Annotated in this window: 17 protein-coding genes and 1 pseudogene; 10 read left to right on the top strand and 8 right to left on the bottom strand. The window is 52.8% G+C overall.

Annotation, left to right across the window (positions count from 1 at the left end; all coding sequences use genetic code 11):
- Nucleotides 1-21: 21 nt before the first annotated feature.
- The 3 genes from ygbI (at nucleotide 22) to WG891_RS16850 (ending at nucleotide 2,996) form a co-directional block, all read left to right on the top strand.
- A complete protein-coding gene (gene ygbI, locus WG891_RS16860; protein ID WP_337263895.1) occupies nucleotides 22-786 on the top strand; it encodes a DNA-binding transcriptional repressor YgbI in 765 nt (254 codons plus the stop codon).
- A gap of 584 nt (nucleotides 787-1,370) precedes the next feature.
- Nucleotides 1,371-2,174: a winged helix-turn-helix domain-containing protein gene (locus WG891_RS16855; RefSeq protein WP_337263896.1), complete on the top strand. Its 804-nt coding sequence runs from the start codon at nucleotides 1,371-1,373 to the stop codon at nucleotides 2,172-2,174.
- 183 nt (nucleotides 2,175-2,357) lie between these two features.
- Nucleotides 2,358-2,996 (top strand): helix-turn-helix transcriptional regulator, encoded by a 639-nt coding sequence (locus WG891_RS16850; RefSeq protein WP_337263897.1) that lies wholly within the window; start codon nucleotides 2,358-2,360, stop codon nucleotides 2,994-2,996.
- A gap of 121 nt (nucleotides 2,997-3,117) precedes the next feature.
- On the opposite strand, the gene WG891_RS16845 is transcribed toward WG891_RS16850, so the two are convergent.
- Together WG891_RS16845 and WG891_RS16840 are read right to left on the bottom strand one after the other, a co-directional pair.
- Complete coding sequence (locus WG891_RS16845; RefSeq protein ID WP_337263898.1) at nucleotides 3,118-4,584, bottom strand: HAMP domain-containing sensor histidine kinase; 1,467 nt, start codon at nucleotides 4,582-4,584, stop codon at nucleotides 3,118-3,120.
- Between the two features lie 3 nt (nucleotides 4,585-4,587).
- Nucleotides 4,588-5,301, bottom strand: coding sequence for a response regulator transcription factor (locus tag WG891_RS16840; RefSeq protein ID WP_337263899.1), 714 nt, complete (start codon nucleotides 5,299-5,301; stop codon nucleotides 4,588-4,590).
- A gap of 150 nt (nucleotides 5,302-5,451) precedes the next feature.
- Between WG891_RS16840 and WG891_RS16835 the strand changes: the two genes are divergently transcribed.
- The 4 genes from WG891_RS16835 (at nucleotide 5,452) to WG891_RS16820 (ending at nucleotide 7,542) form a co-directional block, all read left to right on the top strand.
- Nucleotides 5,452-6,063, top strand: coding sequence for a cytochrome b/b6 domain-containing protein (locus WG891_RS16835; protein WP_337263900.1), 612 nt, complete (start codon nucleotides 5,452-5,454; stop codon nucleotides 6,061-6,063).
- Nucleotides 6,064-6,073: 10 nt separating this feature from the next.
- The gene (locus WG891_RS16830; RefSeq protein ID WP_337263901.1) at nucleotides 6,074-6,862 is read left to right on the top strand and encodes a molybdopterin-dependent oxidoreductase; all 789 of its coding nucleotides are present in this window, start codon (nucleotides 6,074-6,076) and stop codon (nucleotides 6,860-6,862) included.
- 62 nt (nucleotides 6,863-6,924) lie between these two features.
- Nucleotides 6,925-7,230, top strand: a complete 306-nt coding sequence (locus tag WG891_RS16825) for a pentapeptide MXKDX repeat protein (RefSeq protein WP_337263902.1) — start codon at nucleotides 6,925-6,927, stop codon at nucleotides 7,228-7,230.
- Nucleotides 7,231-7,293: 63 nt separating this feature from the next.
- Entirely contained in the window at nucleotides 7,294-7,542 is a 249-nt protein-coding gene (locus WG891_RS16820; protein ID WP_337263903.1) for a YdgH/BhsA/McbA-like domain containing protein, read from the top strand.
- Between the two features lie 71 nt (nucleotides 7,543-7,613).
- On the opposite strand, the gene WG891_RS16815 is transcribed toward WG891_RS16820, so the two are convergent.
- From WG891_RS16815 to WG891_RS16805, 3 genes are all read right to left on the bottom strand, one after another.
- Entirely contained in the window at nucleotides 7,614-8,072 is a 459-nt protein-coding gene (locus WG891_RS16815; RefSeq protein ID WP_337263904.1) for a helix-turn-helix domain-containing protein, read from the bottom strand.
- 254 nt (nucleotides 8,073-8,326) lie between these two features.
- Nucleotides 8,327-9,034, bottom strand: a complete 708-nt coding sequence (locus WG891_RS16810; protein WP_337263905.1) for a glutathione S-transferase N-terminal domain-containing protein — start codon at nucleotides 9,032-9,034, stop codon at nucleotides 8,327-8,329.
- Nucleotides 9,035-9,110: 76 nt separating this feature from the next.
- On the bottom strand, nucleotides 9,111-9,794 hold the full coding sequence (locus WG891_RS16805) for an ArsR/SmtB family transcription factor (RefSeq protein ID WP_337263906.1): 684 nt from the start codon (nucleotides 9,792-9,794) through the stop codon (nucleotides 9,111-9,113).
- 78 nt (nucleotides 9,795-9,872) lie between these two features.
- On the opposite strand from WG891_RS16805, the gene WG891_RS16800 reads away from it, so the two are divergent.
- Both WG891_RS16800 and WG891_RS16795 read left to right on the top strand, forming a co-directional pair.
- Entirely contained in the window at nucleotides 9,873-10,826 is a 954-nt protein-coding gene (locus WG891_RS16800) for a cytochrome P450 (protein ID WP_337263907.1), read from the top strand.
- A gap of 2 nt (nucleotides 10,827-10,828) precedes the next feature.
- Nucleotides 10,829-11,176, top strand: a complete 348-nt coding sequence (locus tag WG891_RS16795) for an antibiotic biosynthesis monooxygenase family protein (RefSeq protein WP_337263908.1) — start codon at nucleotides 10,829-10,831, stop codon at nucleotides 11,174-11,176.
- Between the two features lie 187 nt (nucleotides 11,177-11,363).
- Here WG891_RS16795 and WG891_RS16790 read toward each other — a convergent pair whose 3' ends face one another.
- Nucleotides 11,364-14,684 carry an autotransporter outer membrane beta-barrel domain-containing protein gene (locus WG891_RS16790; protein WP_443006169.1) on the bottom strand — a complete coding sequence of 1,107 codons (3,321 nt, stop codon included), beginning with the start codon at nucleotides 14,682-14,684 and terminating at the stop codon, nucleotides 11,364-11,366.
- A 15-nt stretch (nucleotides 14,685-14,699) separates the two neighbouring features.
- Nucleotides 14,700-15,167: pseudogene (locus WG891_RS27070) on the bottom strand (autotransporter outer membrane beta-barrel domain-containing protein); the annotation flags it as partial.
- Between the two features lie 379 nt (nucleotides 15,168-15,546).
- On the opposite strand from WG891_RS27070, the gene WG891_RS16785 reads away from it, so the two are divergent.
- Nucleotides 15,547-17,139: an ABC-F family ATPase gene (locus WG891_RS16785; RefSeq protein WP_337263910.1), complete on the top strand. Its 1,593-nt coding sequence runs from the start codon at nucleotides 15,547-15,549 to the stop codon at nucleotides 17,137-17,139.
- A 10-nt stretch (nucleotides 17,140-17,149) separates the two neighbouring features.
- On the opposite strand, the gene WG891_RS16780 is transcribed toward WG891_RS16785, so the two are convergent.
- On the bottom strand, nucleotides 17,150-17,371 hold a 222-nt coding region (locus tag WG891_RS16780), incomplete at its 5' end, for a hypothetical protein (protein WP_337265221.1).

Here is a 17,371-nt window from a genome sequence, read left to right as displayed (position 1 = left end):
TGCGGTCATTGAGAGGAAATCGTGATACCTGTTGAACGCCACCAACAAATTCTCGCGCTGGTGTCTGAGCGCGGCGTGGTCAGCATTGCTGAACTGACCGAAAGGCTGGGGGTGTCGCATATGACTATCCGGCGTGATCTGCAAAAGCTGGAAGAGCAGGGTGCGGTATTGACCGTCTCTGGCGGCGTACAGTCGGCTGAGCGGGTGGCGATGGAGCCTTCGCATCAAGATAAAGAGGGCATGTTCAGCCAGCAGAAAGCGGCAATTGGGCAACTGGCCGCGCGCCAGATCCCCGTTAACAGTTGTATCTATCTGGATGCGGGCACCACTACGTTGGCATTGGCCCGGCAGATTGGCGAGCGCGACGATCTCACCGTTGTTACCAACGACTTTGTGATCGCGGCTTACCTGCTGGAGCACAGCCAATGCAAGCTGATCCACACCGGTGGCACTGTCTGCCGTGAGAACCGTTCCTGCGTCGGGGCCGCGGCGGCTCAGGCTTTGTCTCATCTGTTTATCGATCTGGCGTTTATCTCGGCGTCTTCGTGGAGTATGCGCGGGCTGTCAACGCCCAGTGAGGATAAGGTGATGGTGAAAAAGGCGATTGTTGAAGCCAGTCGCCGTTGTATTCTGCTGAGCGATACCTCCAAATATGGCAAGGTGGCGACTTATCTGGCGCTGCCGATCACGGCGTTTGACGCCATCATCACCGACAGCAATCTGTCGGAAGCGGTGCAGGCTGCGATTAGGCAAGCGAATATTACGCTGCTGATGGCCAATACCTGATCCCTTGTTTACGGTTGTTGAATCCGCCAGCGGAGCCCTTCGCTGGTGGTGGCTGGCAAATTCCCGTTGTTAATATTTTTTCGCTCATCTGCAGGCGGAAGTGATGATTTCAACGAGCGAAATGAAATTTTTCATTTTCATTTGAGAATGGAAAACATTAAATATTGTTGATTTTAAAGCCTAATCTTCGTTAAAAGCCACTTCGCATTCTCATTTACCCCTGAGTGGGATTTTTCCCAATCTTAAAGTGTCACTATTTTTACATTAAAAATTAATGAAAAATATCATTTACATCTTTTTTTTGCTTAAAATTAATTATTTTCAATATAAAAAACTAACTTTAAGATGTTTCATATATAAATATATCAATGTGTGGCGTGTTTGTATAACCTTGGCACCGGGTTATGAGAAAATTCTTACTCCAGGGAGGGGGGAAGCCAAGATGGGAGTTTCTTGGTGTTAATACATTGAAAATAATGCGTAAAGCCGGACTTACGAAGTTAGCTTTTTATACTTTAGTTAATATTTTATTAACAACAGATGCCAGGATTAGGCTGTTCTTATAGTGAAAACCCGTGAATAGAATGAAATATAGATTTAATGACCGTATTCTTTTCGACGCTGATACCGGAGCGTTGAGCCTGTGCGATTTCTCTGATGATCCTGTACCCATCTCGAATCCTTCAAAACGCTTGTTGCAGTTATTGATTGCTCAGCATGGCGAGGCTGTCAGCCGAGAAGTGATATTCAAGAAAGTGTGGGACGACTACGGTATGGTCTCCAGCAACAATAACCTTAATCAGTGCGTAAGTAAATTACGTAAAGTTATCAAAGAATTAGGCATCGACGATGATGTCATTGTGACCGTGCCTAAAGTGGGTTTTATGCTGCGGCGTGAAATACTGGTGGAGGTTTGTGAAAAGGAGGTTGCTACGCTTGGCGCTGACGAAGAGCTGCCATTAGCCAAATCTCCGCCCTACGTGGAGGTGAAGCCCCCCTTAGCGACGGCGCGTTCTTCACCGCCAAAGCATGGGCATTATGGTTGGGGGATCTTGGTGTTCGTATTCGTGGTGATGAGCGGCCTGGTGATTTATACCTTTGCTCCGATCCCTCGTCAGGAGACCTACCTGGGTAAGGTGGGGGAGTGCAAGATCTTCATGTCAGCTTCGACAGAGGCAGACCTTGGTGATGACGTTCTGGCGTATGCCGAACGGCAAAAAGTACAATGCAACGCAGATGAATATGTTCTGCTGGTGCGCAGTAATCAGGTTAAATCATATATATCCGGTGTCTCCAGGTTATTTTTTCTGCGCTGTAAAATCTTCCGTGAGTATAAGGTGGAAATATGCTCAGGGTTGGAAAGTGACAGCACATCGCTAATGCAGTAGGGCTCATCGGGTGTCAGGATGAAACACCTGCAGGGGGAATGGATTTTGCCACCAAAAAACGCCATTAGAATTAAATGTCCAAGCCATCGCGGTTTAATAAATGTCCCTTTATATTAGGACAGTCAACAGTGTCGTGTATTGCGTTTTCGCCAATACTCTTACGGTTATTATGTGGTGATTTTTATGAGTAAAGCCATCTATGAAGGCGATTTCATTTTTTTTGATCCTTCTCCTTTGGTGAGAAAAGGATTACAGACGCTAATTGATCCTGCGTATACGCGTACGTTTAATTTTCAACACCTGAAAGAGATAGGTGTGGCGCTGGATAGTAATGAGAAGCAAACCGTTATTATGGAGCTCTACAGTTACTCTGAAAATTTGTATGACGTTATTCAATTTATTCTAACTGCCAGAGTATTCTGGCCTGAGACGGCCTTTGTGATATTCACTGATATCACGCACCCTGGCATTCTTGCTATTCTGGCAATGGAACCGCACTTATCTTTGGTATCCAAACGCGATGCACTGGATTGTCTGCCCTCTGCGATTACCGCTGCACGCGATATGCAGGGGTATCACAGCCCATCGATCCAGAGCCAGCTTCCTTTCGGGGAACCGATACAGCCACTTTCACATAGCGAATGGCGTATTCTGGCGTTGATGACCAGTGGTGCCGACCCACAGCGTATTGCCCAGGTAACGCAACGCAGTTATAAAACGGTCAGCACCCATAAGCTTAATATCATGCGCAAGCTGCAGTTAAATCAGGCGGACTTTATGCGCCTGATTCTGGTATTCCGTACCCGCTATCATTCTTTATGAGTGGCATTGTACTTGGCCTATTTACCGGTAACATTGAAGATTAAATAAAGCCCGCGGTGGATTTGTACCGAACGTTTGCCAGCAAATAAAGACGCTATTATTGTATTTGCCTTTGCTGCCCTCAGTACACTGGAACTGAAAAACGGAAACAGGCACCCAGATGTGTCTGTTCCACCAGGGTGATATCGCTGTCATGTAATTGCAGAATGCGTTTTACAATCATCAGGCCCAAACCCCCGGCATGGCGGCGCGCATTATTCAGAATCGACGGGCGGCCAAACAGATCTTCCCGCAATTCCTGTGGGATCCCAGGCCCGCTATCATTGACCTGTACCAATACCTTATTGCCTTGTGCCCAAAGGCGTACCATGATTTCACCGCCCTGCGGCGTATGCCGGATAGCGTTGTCCAGCAGATTGGTCAGCACTCGCTCCATCATGCTCAGATCGGCATTCACCAGCGGGATGCCCGGCTGAATATCGGTGCGCAACTGCTGCTGGCGCGCTTCGGCAGCCAGCTCAAACTTCTGGAACACATCCTGCACCAACTCGCTGAGAGAGAAGGGTTCCTTCTGCGGTTTGACCACCCCGTATTCCAACCGCGCCAGTTCGAACAACTCCTGCGCCAAACGGCCCACTTTGCGGCTCTGTGCCAGTGCGATCTCCAGATAACGCTGGCGATCGGTTTCCGTCAGGCTGGCGGATTTCACCGACAGCGTTTCCAGATAGCCATGCAGCGAAGTGAGCGGTGTGCGCAGATCGTGCGAGATATTGGCGATAAACTCGCGCCGTTGCTGGTCCTGCTGTGACAGCGTTTGCCACTGTTCGGCAATCCGCTGCGCCATGCGGCGAAACGCGTGCTGCAACTGGCTGACCTCATCGCGGCCGGGGCTATCGGGAGTGTTATGAGCATAAGCCTGCAGGGCCGCGATGCCGTCGCTGTCCAGTTCGCTGACCTGTTGCGTGAGGTGGCGGATAGGGCGGGTAACCCAACGGAAGGCAAAAGCCCCCGCCAGCAGCCCAAACAGCACCACAAGCCCCATCGACCACAGCGCCGAATAGAGTGCAGAATTCATCTGCGCGCTGTTGGCTAAGGCATCGTAATCTTCACCGAGCAGGACCACATACAGGTAGCCTTCGATCTCACCGTTAACCTTCAGCGGCGCAACGCTGAACACCTTGCCGCTATGCAGATTACGTGGATCGTCGCCATAAATCGGCATTTTTGCTCCATCCAGCAGTGCCTGAATCGGTGACAGATCGACTTTCTGACGTTTTAGTCGCCCAGGGGGGGCGGCATTGCCAACGATATTGCCTTCCTTATCCAGCAGGTAAACTTCAACGCTCGGGTTGACCGCCATCAGGCGATCGAACAGGGTATGTACCGAGCTATCGTCCCAGCCTTTGGGGCTCAGTAGCGGATTGCTGGTGGCAATATGCAGTGCCAGATTGGCAGAAAGCCGTTGGATCACCGCCTGGCTGTATTGGGTACTGCTGCGCACCTGTAATACGCCGGAGATCGAACAGCAGATCAGCAGCAATAGTGCGAAAACCAGCGTCAGTCGTTGTGTGAGCGTGAGATTTTTCATGATTTACTCTTGCGGCGTGGCCGCGAATTTGTAGCCCATACCCCATACGGTGAGGATGCGCTCGGGTTCCGCCGGGTTGTTTTCGATCTTGATCCGCAGCCGGTTGATATGCGTATTGACGGTATGCTCATAGCCTTCGTGCTGGTATCCCCACACCTGATTCAGCAAGCTGAGGCGTGAGAACACTTTGCCCGGATGGCGGGCGAAAAAGTACAACAGGTCGAATTCACGCGGGGTCAGCTCCACCGCTTGCTGGTTCAGATGCACCTCACGGGCGATAGGATCGATGATCAGCCCATGGAAGCTCAGGGTACCTGCCTCCATGCGCAGGTTACGGGTCATCGCCTCCTGGCGGCGGAATAGCGCTTTCACCCGCGCCACCAACTCGAGCATGGAGAAAGGTTTGGCGAGATAATCATCAGCGCCCAGTTCCAACCCTAGCACCCGGTGAACTTCGCTGGAGCGCGCGCTGGTAATGATGATGGGGGTGTAGCGTGTCATGTTGCGTGCGCGGCGACAGATCTCCAGCCCATCAATCCCCGGCAGCATCAGATCGAGGATCAGGGCGTCCCAACCGCCTTGCTCCAGCATTGCCATCCCCAGATTGCCGTCAGCGGCGTGGCTGATGGCATAACCCTCATCGCGCAGATGCAACTGCAACAGTTCAGCGATATCAGCATCGTCCTCGACGATCAAAATACGTTTTGCCTTATCCATGCTTCCCACCGCGTTTTTTGGTTATTAGTGAAGTTTACACAACCCCTGCCGCCAGAGTTGTCACATTTTATTTAACTTTGCGTGAGGTATTGGGGAACACATCTGGCCAATACTCAATGCATCGAAACAGGCGCTGTCAGGAGAGACTCCATGAGTATGTCGATCACGCCAGAGAAAACCCACCTTATCCACCCGCTGTGGCTACGGTTGACACACTGGCTGAATGCGTTGGCGATGCTGATTATGGTCACCAGCGGTTGGCGGATCTACAACGCTTCGCCGCTGTTTAACTTCCGCTTTATGAATGAGCTGACCTTGGGAGGTTGGTTGGGGGGCGCACTGCAATGGCACTTTGCCGGGATGTGGCTGTTTGGCTTTAACGGCCTGTGCTATTTGCTGATTAACCTGTTCAGCGGCCGTTTTAAACGCCAGTACTGGCCACTCAGCCCGCGCCAGTTTTTTATCGATCTGTGGGCGGCGCTGCGCGGCAAATTGCAGCATACCGATTTGCGCCACTACAACATGGTGCAACGGGCCGCCTATCTGTTTGTGATAGTTGTCAGCATTCTGATCGTGCTTTCCGGGCTGGTGGTGTGGAAGTCGGTGCAATTTCCACTGCTGCGCACGCTGCTTGGCGGTTATGAAATGGCGCGCTACATCCACTTTTTTGCCATGTCGGCGCTGATGGGGTTTGTGGTGATCCATCTGGTGATGGTGGCGCTAGTGCCGCGTACTTTACTTGCCATGCTGCGTGGGCGCTAAGGAATCCGTGATGAAAACAGAAAAACAACCTATCAGCCTGCAAGAAGGCCAGGACTTGGTGAAAGAAGCACAACGCCTGCTGGCACGCCAGCTTGAGTCTTCATCCCGCCGTCGTTTCCTGCGTAATGGGCTAACGCTAGGGGGGATTGCAATGCTCACCGGGTGCGATCTGAGTGACAACACCCACGTTGAACAGGCGCTGAGCCGGATTTCACGGTTTAACGATCGGGTACAGGGTTGGCTGTTTAATGCCGATCATCTGGCGCCGGTCTACCCGGAATCGATGATCACCCGGCCATTTCCGTTCAACGCGTTTTACGCCGAGGACGAAGCGCCGGAGATCAACGGCGACGACTATAAGCTGGAGGTGGCAGGCTTGGCGTTACACAAACAGCCCTGGACATTGCCACAGCTGCATCGGATGACGCAAATCAACCAGGTAACGCGCCATATCTGCGTGGAAGGCTGGAGTGCCATCGGTAAATGGGGTGGGGTGCCGTTTGCGGCGTTCCTGCAAGCGATCGGGGCCGATCTGCAGGCGAAATATGTCAGTTTTAAATGTGCTGACGACTATTACACCAGCATTGATATGGCTACTGCGTTACATCCGCAAACCATTATGGCGTTAACCTACGACGGGCAAATTCTGCCGCGTAAATACGGTTACCCGATGAAACTGCGTATGCCCACCAAATTGGGCTACAAAAATCCGAAACATATTCAGGTGATCGAAGTCACCAATCGCTTTCCGGGCGGCTACTGGGAAGATCAAGGTTACAACTGGTTTGGTGGCAGCTGACAGCTGCTCTGAACAACCCTAATGCACTGAAAGGTGCTTTTTAAATGACAGAAGGAAATACCATGAAAAAGTTATTCGCAGTGATGATGTGCAGCGCGTTGATGTTGGGTGCCACTGGTGCTTATGCGGCTGACAATATGAGCCACGACGGGATGAAGAAAGATGAGATGAGCCAGATGTCACACGACGGCATGGCGAAAGACGGTATGGCGAAAGATGGCATGGCCAAAGACAATATGGCAAAGGACAGCATGAAAAAAGACTGCATGGGCAAAGACTGCGATAAAAAAGATCATATGAAGAAAGATCATATGGGTAAGGATGCCATGAAGAAAGATGAAATGAAAAAAGGTGCAATGAGCCAGTAAATCCAGGCCGACATCCGGCGGCTAAGGTCGCCGGTCATTTCCAGTTATCGAGAGGGTTTTATCATGAAAAACATTATTCTGGCCGCAGTTTTGGCCTGTATCAGCAGTGCCGCGTTGGCCGCTATGCCAGTAAGCAGTACCGACGCGCAAAAATTGCAGAAAATCGGTGTAATTTCCAGCCAGGCAGGCACTTTGAGTGATTTTGAACGGATGATTGCCGCCGATGCCAAACAGCAGGGGGCCAGCGCTTACCGCATTACGTCGGCTACGGTGAATAACCATGTCTACGGCACCGCGGAGCTGTATAAATAAGGGAGAGTTATGCCTTCAAATACTGGCATATTTAGGAAACGGGACGGAGTCTGACTGCGTCCCTTTTGTTATCAGCGCTGCCCCATCCACTGGGTGCATTTACCATCGGTACACTTACCGTTGTACAACAGATGCAGGTTGGGTGATTCGTTGTGATAATTGGGTTGCTGCGCGCTGCTCTGTGGAGATGCTTCTGTCATACCTTGCGGCGGCGTGCGGCGATAGACCGCTGGCGTTTTGCCAAACTGCTTTTTAAATGCCCGGGAAAATGAAGGCTGGGAATCGAAATGAAATTGCAGGGCGATATCCAGGATTGAGCGAGGGGTGGAGCGTAAAGCCTGCGCGGCCTGCGACAGACGGCGCTCGCGGATATAGCTGCCAAGCGCATGCCCGGTGGTGCTGCGGAACATACGCTGCAGATGCCATTTGGAGTAGCCTGATTTTGCTGCCACGTTGTCCAGCAGCAGCGGTTGATCAAGATGTGTTTCGATCCAGTCCAGCAAGTCGTGAATAATATTGGCGCGATCCATTGTTTAAATTCTCCCGCAGTTACGACATTCAGCTCACAATAATATAAGACTAATAATCCAAGTTTATTCTTTGATAATAGGCCTGTGTGACAGGTGACGCAAGCGTTAACTGGGGGTATCCAGGTGGCGAAAAATGCTCTACTGGCAACAGGGGAATAAATCTGGCGTCATCTGGAAGGTGGCGGGTAAGGCCCCGTATCCAGCGTCAATCGAGGTGAAAAGGGGCAGCCTGTTTGGCTACCCCCAAGCATGACTTATGCCTCGCGGGCAGGAATATTCACTCCGCGTTGCACTGCCGGCCGAGCTAATCCGCGTTCCAGCCATTGGCCGACCAGCGGGAAGCTGTCGAACTCCACCAGTTCCCGTGCGTCGTAGAAACCAATCAGGTTGCGTACCCAACCGAGCAGCGAAATATCGGCAATGGTGTAATCGGCACCCATGATCCAATCACGCCTTGCCAGCCGGCTTTCCAGCACGCCGAGCAGGCGTTTTGACTCTTGCTGGTAGCGCTTTAACGGCCGTTTGTCTTCGTACTCGCGCCCGGCGAACTTGTGGAAAAAACCAAGCTGACCGAACATCGGGCCAACCGCCGCCATTTGGAAGAAGACCCACTGGATCGTTTCATAACGCAGTGCCGCATCTTTCGGCAGGAATTGGCCACTTTTTTCTGCCAGATACAGCAGGATCGCGCCCGATTCGAACAGCGCCAAGGGCTTGCCGCCGGGGCCGTGCGGATCGAGGATCGCCGGGATTTTACCGTTTGGATTCAGCGCCAGAAACTCTGGCGTCCAGGTTTCGTTTTTACCGATATCAACCAGATGCGCTTCATAAGGTAAGCCGATCTCCTCCAGCATGATGGAGACTTTCACCCCGTTTGGCGTTGGCAGAGAATAGAGTTGCAAGCGATCGGGATGCTTAGCCGGCCAGCGCTGGGTGATCGGGAATTGAGTTTGATCGAACATGGGCACTCCTCAGAATTTACGGATTCGTCAACAGGCTATCCTATGAATGTGGCAGTAAACCTAGCCTGTTAACCTGCTAAAAGGATATGCCAAAATGTGCGTTCAACGCCTTTTTACCCGCGGCAGTGAGTTGCAAGGCGCGGCTGTCTAGCTGGCGCTGAACCCAGCCACGTTTTTCAAACGCCGCTAGCAGTGCGGCACCGAGTGCACCGCCAAGATGGGCTTTGCGTTCGCTCCAGTCCAGGCAACCGCAGGCAAAACGCCGCCGGGAAGTGGCCGGGGAACAGTCAATCCCCAACTGCGCCAAGGCCGCTTGCCCTTGGCTACTGAGCTGATAGTCGTTGTCGCCGCTCAACCACGCCAGCTCAAACAGGCGGTTATGCAACAGAACGGCGACTTCGCCTGCCATATGATCGTAACAGGTGCGAGCAAAGCGCAGTGAGGTTGGCGTGGTGCTTTTCACCACTGGCCGTTCGACGCCCGCCAGTGCCATCAAGGTTTCCAGCACCTCGGCTACAGCTTGACTGGCCAGCCGATAAAAACGGTAACGCCCCTGCTTCACACAGGCGATCAAACGTTGTTCCTGCAGGCGTGCCAGATGGCTGCTGGCGGTTGAGGCGGCTACATCCACCGCTGCGCTCAACTCCGTGGCCGTGTAGGCACGGCCATCCATCAACAGGCACAGCATGCGCGCTCTGGTACGGTCGGCGATGGCAGCAGTCAGTGCTGCCAGGCGATCTTCAATATCGGTGTCATTCATATTTCGAGCATAAACGAAGTGTTATCGTTCGTCTAACGCCACAATGCTGATTCTTCTGTTTAACCTGAAGGTATACCTATGGCGCTCTGCCCCTTTTCTGTTGCGACGCCGCAAGCGGTGCGCGCAGCCTTAACCCATGCCGATCTTGGCGTGCGGCCACCGCATGAACCCGTGCCAACGCTGTTACTGGCAACCCCGGCACAGCCCTTGTTTGCCGCATTGGTACGTATGCGGGATGACGCCGGGCACCCTGAACTGAAGGCGGCAATCAGCACGGCTTTAGCGTCGTTCAGCGATAATGAAATCTACCAGCTAGCAACCCGTGTGGCGCAATCATTGGCTCCCGGCATGTTAACCGCCGAACAACTCACCCGGTTCAGTTACGCGTTACCGATTGGCGTATTGGCAGAACTGCTGGGGGTGGCTTATCAGGAACGCACCGTGCTGGTAGATAACGTATTGGATTTTGTGCGCTGCATTGCCCCTGGCGGCAGCGAACAGCAGATGGCGAGCGGTGCCATTGCCGCCGGGAAATTATGTGAATGGCTGCAGGCTGCTGATGGCCCGCTGTTCAGTCGCCTGTGCCAGCATATTGGCGATCGTGCGGTAGCGATCGCCAATGCCGTTGGGCTGTTTTTTCAGGCCTGTGAGGGCACCGCCGGATTATTAGGGCAAACGCTGTTATTGATGCAGGAGCGGTATGTAGCAGCAGAAGAAGGCATCTCTAGCGTGCTACAGCATACGCCGCCGATCTATTCCACCCGCCGTTTTGCGTTGCGCGCTACCGAACTGGATGGGAAGCCGTTAACCATCGGGCAGGCGGTGCTGATATCGTTGCAGACCGAAGGGGAAAGCTTCGCCTTTGGCTATGGCAGCCACCGGTGCCCTGGAGTCGGTTGGGCGCAAGCTATTGCCTTGAGCGGCATTCACCATCTGTTGACGCTCAAGATTGAACCAGAACTGTTGGCCCACTTTCGCTGGCGCGTTTCGCAGAATGCGCGGGTGCCGGAATTTTTTACTGCTGAGGAGTGATGATGATCGCGGTTATTTTTGAACTACAGGCTGCCGACGGGCAGCGGGAAACCTACCTTGATCTGGCGGCAGAGCTGAAACCGCTGTTGGCGGAGATCGATGGGTTTATTTCCATTGAGCGCTTTCAGAGCCTGAGCGACCCACAAAAATTATTGTCGCTGTCATTCTGGCGCGATGAAGCGGCGGTGCAACAGTGGCGCAATCTGGATCCGCACCGTAAAGCCCAGGCGCGCGGGCGCGCTGAGGTGTTGGAATATTACCGGCTGCGGGTGGCTGAGGTGGTGCGTGACTATGGGCTGGAGCCGCGCGAACAGGCCCCGGCAGACAGCCAGCATTTTCATCGGCAGTGAAAAACGGCGAGCTTGATAATAGCACCGGGGGAAATCGCCACAAAATATTGTCGGGGTCATTGAACTGCGTCAGTTGCAGTGGTTGGTTACTTTCCTTATACCAGTAAGAACTCACCCCACGAAAACGTGGGGTGAGGCATCTGTCAGAACCAAAGACCCATCTTTTGATTTTAAAAATTGCCGTTCTCTAGAAGTTATATTTAGCCCCCAGCATCACCGCCGTATCACTGTAGCCTTTGTTGCCCACCTGCTGGCCAAAATTACCCCAGATATTGACTTGCTTATTGATCTGGCCTTCAACACCCAGTTTCAGTTCCGCAATATTCGCGGCACCGTCCTGTTTCACGGTCATGCCATCCATGTTGGTGCCGAAGTCTTTGCTATTGTGGACCCAGTTTGCTTCAACAAACGGCTGGAATACACGGTTTTTGCCTTTATCTTGATCGGCGTAACCATTCATAAAGGCTTTCACACCCAGGCGGGTTTGGATATTGCCATCACCTTCGCCAGACACATGAGTGCCGTTGGCTTCTCTGTGATCGTCCGCTTTCACGCCCATCCAGGTGAGTTGTATTTTAGGCTGGACAAAGTAGGTCGCGTTTTGAGCCGTATTTTCCCCCACTTTAAAGGTATAGCCGCTCTCAACCGAGGCCGTCACACCTTTGGATTTATACTCTTCGCTCGCCAAACCCTGGCCATCAACGCTGTTATTAAACCAGCTGTATTGCGCCCAGCTGTCCACATATAAGCCCACTTTATCGGCATCGTTAGCGTACCAGGTACCGTATATTCCGGTGCTATAGCCATCAATCGACCCTTTGGCGTTATAACCAGACACTTGCGATACCGTGGTACTCTTGCTGTTGCCGTAGCCAGCCATCAGGCCCAGATGGAGGCGATCCGCACCGTTATAGCTCCACTGGGCAACTTCTCCGCCCAGTTGCACCACATAACGATTAGCCTGCGTCTTCAATTGGCCGTCGGTAGTGCGGGAGCGGTTATGTCCACCTTCATTGCGCAGCCACAGGCTGGTTGTTTTTTGCTCACCGCTCAGGGCGTCGATGTACTGCCTTTCCCCCTCTCGGTCATGCAAACTGGTCACAAACATATTATTTGCCGCAGCCAGGTTCACCGCGTAGCCGCTGGCTTCAGGGCGCTCTGTCAATTGACTGGTCAGATACCAGTTTTTCTCCGAGCTTCCTGCTGCACTGCCACGCCCCAGGCTGTAGTCATAGGCCCCAGCGGCGATACGCCCCGACTGGATAAATTCCCCAGCGGATTGCCCCGCCACCGAAATGACCTCAATCCCGTTCAGCGACTGAGCGCCACTGCCGCCGGCATTGTTGATCTGCACCCGCGTGCTGCCCGAGGTATTCCCGGCGACGACCAGTTTATCGGTCAGGGAAGCATCGTCGCCCAGGCGTGTATTTAACACCAGCAGACCATTATTCCCTTGGTAATCCCCATTCACCGTCAGTGTTTTAAAATCGTTGGCCGTAGGCGCGACAAAGGCCACCGTACCGCTGTTGGACAGGTTATCTACCTGTGAGTTAGCGGTCATGTTCCAGCGGCTTGAGGCATCAAGATTCACGTTTGTCGGATCCACCCACCCCGTCAGGCTTGCACCATGGTTTAAGCTCAGTTGGGTGCCACTCTGACCGATGATGTTGCTGGTAAGCTGAGCGCCACCAGCGGAACCATCAAGGATCAAGCCTCCACCCTGCAGTTCGGTGTTCCCTGACCATCCAGTGTTGCCACTCAAGGTCAAGTTGCCCGCACCGCGCTTGATCAGGGTTCCGTTGCCCGTAATGCCGCCGGCATAAACGCTGGAGTCAGCCGCACTGGTATTCACCGCGGTCAGCGAGGCACCGTTCAACTGCACTTCTCCGCCACTGCCGGCAAGGCGGTTAAACTGTTGGTTGGAACCGTTCAGATCGAGCACGCCGCCGTTGACGATGATATCGCTGCTCGTCGCGATGCTGTCCGCAACGTTGAGTTGCAGTATCCCCTCATTCACCGTGGTTGGCCCGGTGTAACTGTTCTGAGCTGACAGCAGCAACCGCCCAGGGCCGTTCTTGACTAAGCTCTGGCCATCCCAGCCGCTGGTAAACCCGCCGTCAGGAACAGCCTGGTTTGCCAGTGCGATATCAACGTTAAAAGCGGAACCTTCGTTAAGCGTGAAGTTGCCGGTGCCTTCTGTTGCATCGCCCTGCGTCCAGGCTAAATGGAAATCCAGCTCGTAATCGAACCCGCCGTTAGCGCCATTAGTGAGTTGTCCCTCATGGATAAGGTAATCCAACCCGCTCGGTTCCAGCGGGTTGTTGCTGAAATTACCACTGATGCCTTCAACCGTATGAATAAAGACATAACCGTTCTGGATCGCATCGCTGGCCGTTACCGGCTCGGGCCCCTCAGAAAAGCCGTTGATGAACAGCGTGCCGCCTAGCTGCGCCCGCTGTGCGGTAATGTCTGGTGAGGCGCCAAGGGTGGCGGAGAGTAATGAACCCGCCTGTTGGGTAAATGTACCGCCGATGTTGAGCGTAGAGTTGACCTGGCCAATGTTAGTGGTCGCCCCACTCTGAGCGGTATAATCGCCTGAAATACTGGAGGTACTTGCCTGTGAAAATTGCAGAGTGCCCTGCTGTACGGTGACGTTGCCAAAGGTATTGTTGTTAGTGAGAGTCAGTTGACCTGCGCCTGTTTTAATCAGGTCACCGCCGGTAATTGTACCGGCAAACAGGGTGTCATCCGTGGCACCGGTATTGTTGGCGGTGAGGGTCGCGCCGTTAAGGGTGATGGTACCGCCATTGCCGGAGAGGCGGTTGGCCAACTGGTTATTACCTGCGAAATTGAGTATGCCACCGTTAACGATCACATCAGAACTGCCGGAAAAGGCGTTGGCAAGCCCTGTCTGCAAGGTGCCGGCATTAACGATGGTGGCCCCGGTGTATTGCTGGGCCATGTTCAGCGCTAACGTACCCGCACCTTGTTTGGTCAGCGATCCTACACCGGTAAAGGCATTAGATGAGCTGATATCAAAGCCATTCGAGTCGATAACTGCGCCACCGGACAGCAATTGCAGCCCATCAGCCTCAGTCAGGCTGATAAAATCGGGCAGAGAGGACAATGCGCGCAGAGTCCCTTGATCAAAATAGAGTACCCCATTTCCTGTAACGCTGTTGGCGCTAACCAGGCCGCCATTTTCGATATACAAGGTACCACTCGCGCGGCCAGGGGAGCTCCCTACGGTCAATATACCCGCATTGGCCCAGGTGGATCCTACACCGCTCACCGTGACGGTGCCTGTGCCAGGTAAAATCCCGCTCCTACCAATGGTACCAGCGCTGTTGGTCACCGTAGCGCCATTCTGGATGGTCAGTTGCCCGTTCGTCCCATTGCCGACTATCGTCGAAGTACCAATGCTTACGTTTGACCCTACACCATCAACGGTAGCCATACCCTCACCTGTAGGTTGATCAGTATTGTTGTAGCCAATACCTAAGATCAAACCAGTAGAAACCTTTCCACCGTCTTTAACGATAAGGGAGCCAATACCGCTATATCCGACAAATAAAGAGCTTGAAGTTATGCTAAGTGTTGAACCTGCACCAGAAACAAGGACTTGCCCGGAACTATGACCTATCCTACCGATATAACTGACCCCGGCATTTACCACCCCGCCGTTTTCTATGGTAAGCGTGCCGCTGCTATCTTTAGCATAGCCTACATATATGGTTCCATTGCTCCAGCGCGAACCGGTACCAGAAACAATAACATTGCCAGTGCCAGTTGAGCTGCCGCCGAGATAACTAATCGTACTGGAGACGATCCCTCCATTCTGGATAATCAGAGTACCGTCGCCATTTACTCCCAAAAGCAAACTACTGCCCACATTCCAAGGTGAACTTTGTGTGTCTGGCACAATCACGGTTTGCCCGCCTTCAATGGTCGCCGCCAGCGTGCCCAGAGGGTAGCCTAGAAGAACCGCCATTATTGCTGCTGACATCGGTCGAAGTACAAAAGGTAAAGCGTTCTTGCGCATACCATATCCTTATAAGGTGTAATGACATGAATGTGATGAGGTGAACTTCTTGACGTTGAAAATATGATGCGGCGAAGCGCATAAGTGCGATTCTGGGTTATGCACCGACAATGAAAGTGGTAAACCCATTGATGAATAAATAGTACACATGAGAAAATGTTACTAATTTGTTATCCATCACGGCTGATATCAATGAGTGTAGAAGATTCTTACGATAATGCCCTGATGGAAAGTTCAACCGGTCGTCTAAAATGAAGGCGATCCTATAGTTCCGTTATGGCATAATGCGCGCCAAATCACATTCCCTATGAAATAAAGAGCGAGCGCTGTGTTAAGCACTAACAACATCACCATGCAGTTTGGCAGTAAGCCGTTGTTTGAAAATATCTCCGTCAAGTTTGGCGGCGGTAACCGTTACGGTTTGATCGGAGCTAACGGCTGCGGTAAATCCACCTTTATGAAAATCCTCGGCGGCGATCTGGTGCCAAGCGCCGGTAACGTGTTCCTCGATCCGAACGAGCGCCTGGGTAAACTGCGCCAGGATCAGTTCGCGTTTGAAGAGTTCAGCGTGCTGGATACCGTGATCATGGGCCATACCGAGCTGTGGGCGGTAAAAGAAGAGCGCGATCGCATTTACGCCATGGCGGAGATGAGCGAAGAAGACGGCTATAAAGTGGCCGATCTGGAAGTCGCCTACGGAGAGATGGACGGTTACACTGCTGAAGCCCGTGCGGGTGAACTGTTGCTCGGCGTGGGGATTCCGGTTGAACAGCATTACGGCCCAATGAGCGAAATCGCGCCAGGCTTTAAGCTGCGGGTGCTGTTGGCGCAGGCGCTGTTCTCTGATCCAGAAATTCTGCTGCTCGACGAACCCACCAACAACCTGGACATCGATACCATTCGCTGGCTGGAGCAGGTGCTGAACGAGCGTAACAGCACCATGATTATCATTTCGCACGACCGTCACTTCCTGAACATGGTGTGTACTCACATGGCGGATCTGGACTACGGCGAACTGCGCGTTTATCCAGGCAACTACGACGAATACATGACGGCAGCGACTCAGGCGCGTGAACGTCTGATGTCAGACAACGCTAAGAAGAAGGCGCAGATTAACGAGTTGCAGGCATTCGTCAGCCGCTTTAGCGCCAACGCTTCCAAATCCAAGCAGGCGACTTCTCGTGCCCGTCAGATCGACAAGATCCAACTGGAAGAGGTGAAAGCCTCCAGCCGTCAGAACCCGTTCATCCGTTTCGAGCAGGATAAGAAGCTGTTCCGTAACGCGCTGGAAGTGGAAGCGTTGACCAAAGGTTTTGACAACGGCCCGCTGTTCAGCAAGCTCAACCTGATGGTTGAAGTGGGTGAGAAAGTCGCGATTCTGGGCGCCAACGGTATCGGTAAATCCACCTTGCTGAAAACGCTGGTCGGGGATGAGTTGCCGGATCACGGTAGCGTGAAATGGTCGGAAAACGCCAAGATCGGTTACTACGCGCAGGATCACGAATACGAGTTTGATGACCAACTGACGGTGTTCGACTGGATGAGCCAGTGGAAGCAGGAGAAAGACGACGAGCAGGCAGTACGTAGCGTGCTGGGCCGTTTGCTGTTCAGCCAGGACGACATTAAGAAGCGCGTTAAGGTGCTGTCGGGCGGTGAGAAGGGCCGTATGCTCTTTGGCAAGATCATGATGCAGCGCCCGAACATTCTGGTGATGGATGAGCCAACCAACCACATGGATATGGAATCTATCGAATCACTGAACATGGCGCTGGAAATGTACGAAGGTACGCTGATCTTCGTTTCCCACGATCGCGAATTCGTGAGCTCGCTGGCTTCCCGTATTCTGGAGATTACCCCGAACAAGGTGATCGACTTTACCGGCAACTACGAAGATTATCTGCGTAGCCAGGGTATCGCTTAAGCTCTGCTCCTCACCTTCCCTGTGGGAGAGGGAACCGCTCGAGTCTGAGTCTGCCGATGAATTCTTCTTTCTCGATAGCAGCAGGCGTAACGCAAATCTGCATCGAGCGGTGGGCTTCTCCCTCTCCCTGTGGGAGAGGTAACCGCTCGAATCTGAGTCTGTCGGTGAATTCTTCTTTCTCGATAGCAGCAGGCGTAACGTAAATCTGCATCGAGCGGTGAGCTTCTCCCTC

The organism is Serratia sp. MMO-28 (assembly GCF_037199905.1).
Classification (GTDB): Bacteria; Pseudomonadota; Gammaproteobacteria; order Enterobacterales; family Enterobacteriaceae; genus Chania; species Chania oryzae.
The sequence above is the reverse complement of the archived record's forward strand: the minus strand, read 5'-3'. Positions and strand labels throughout refer to the sequence as shown.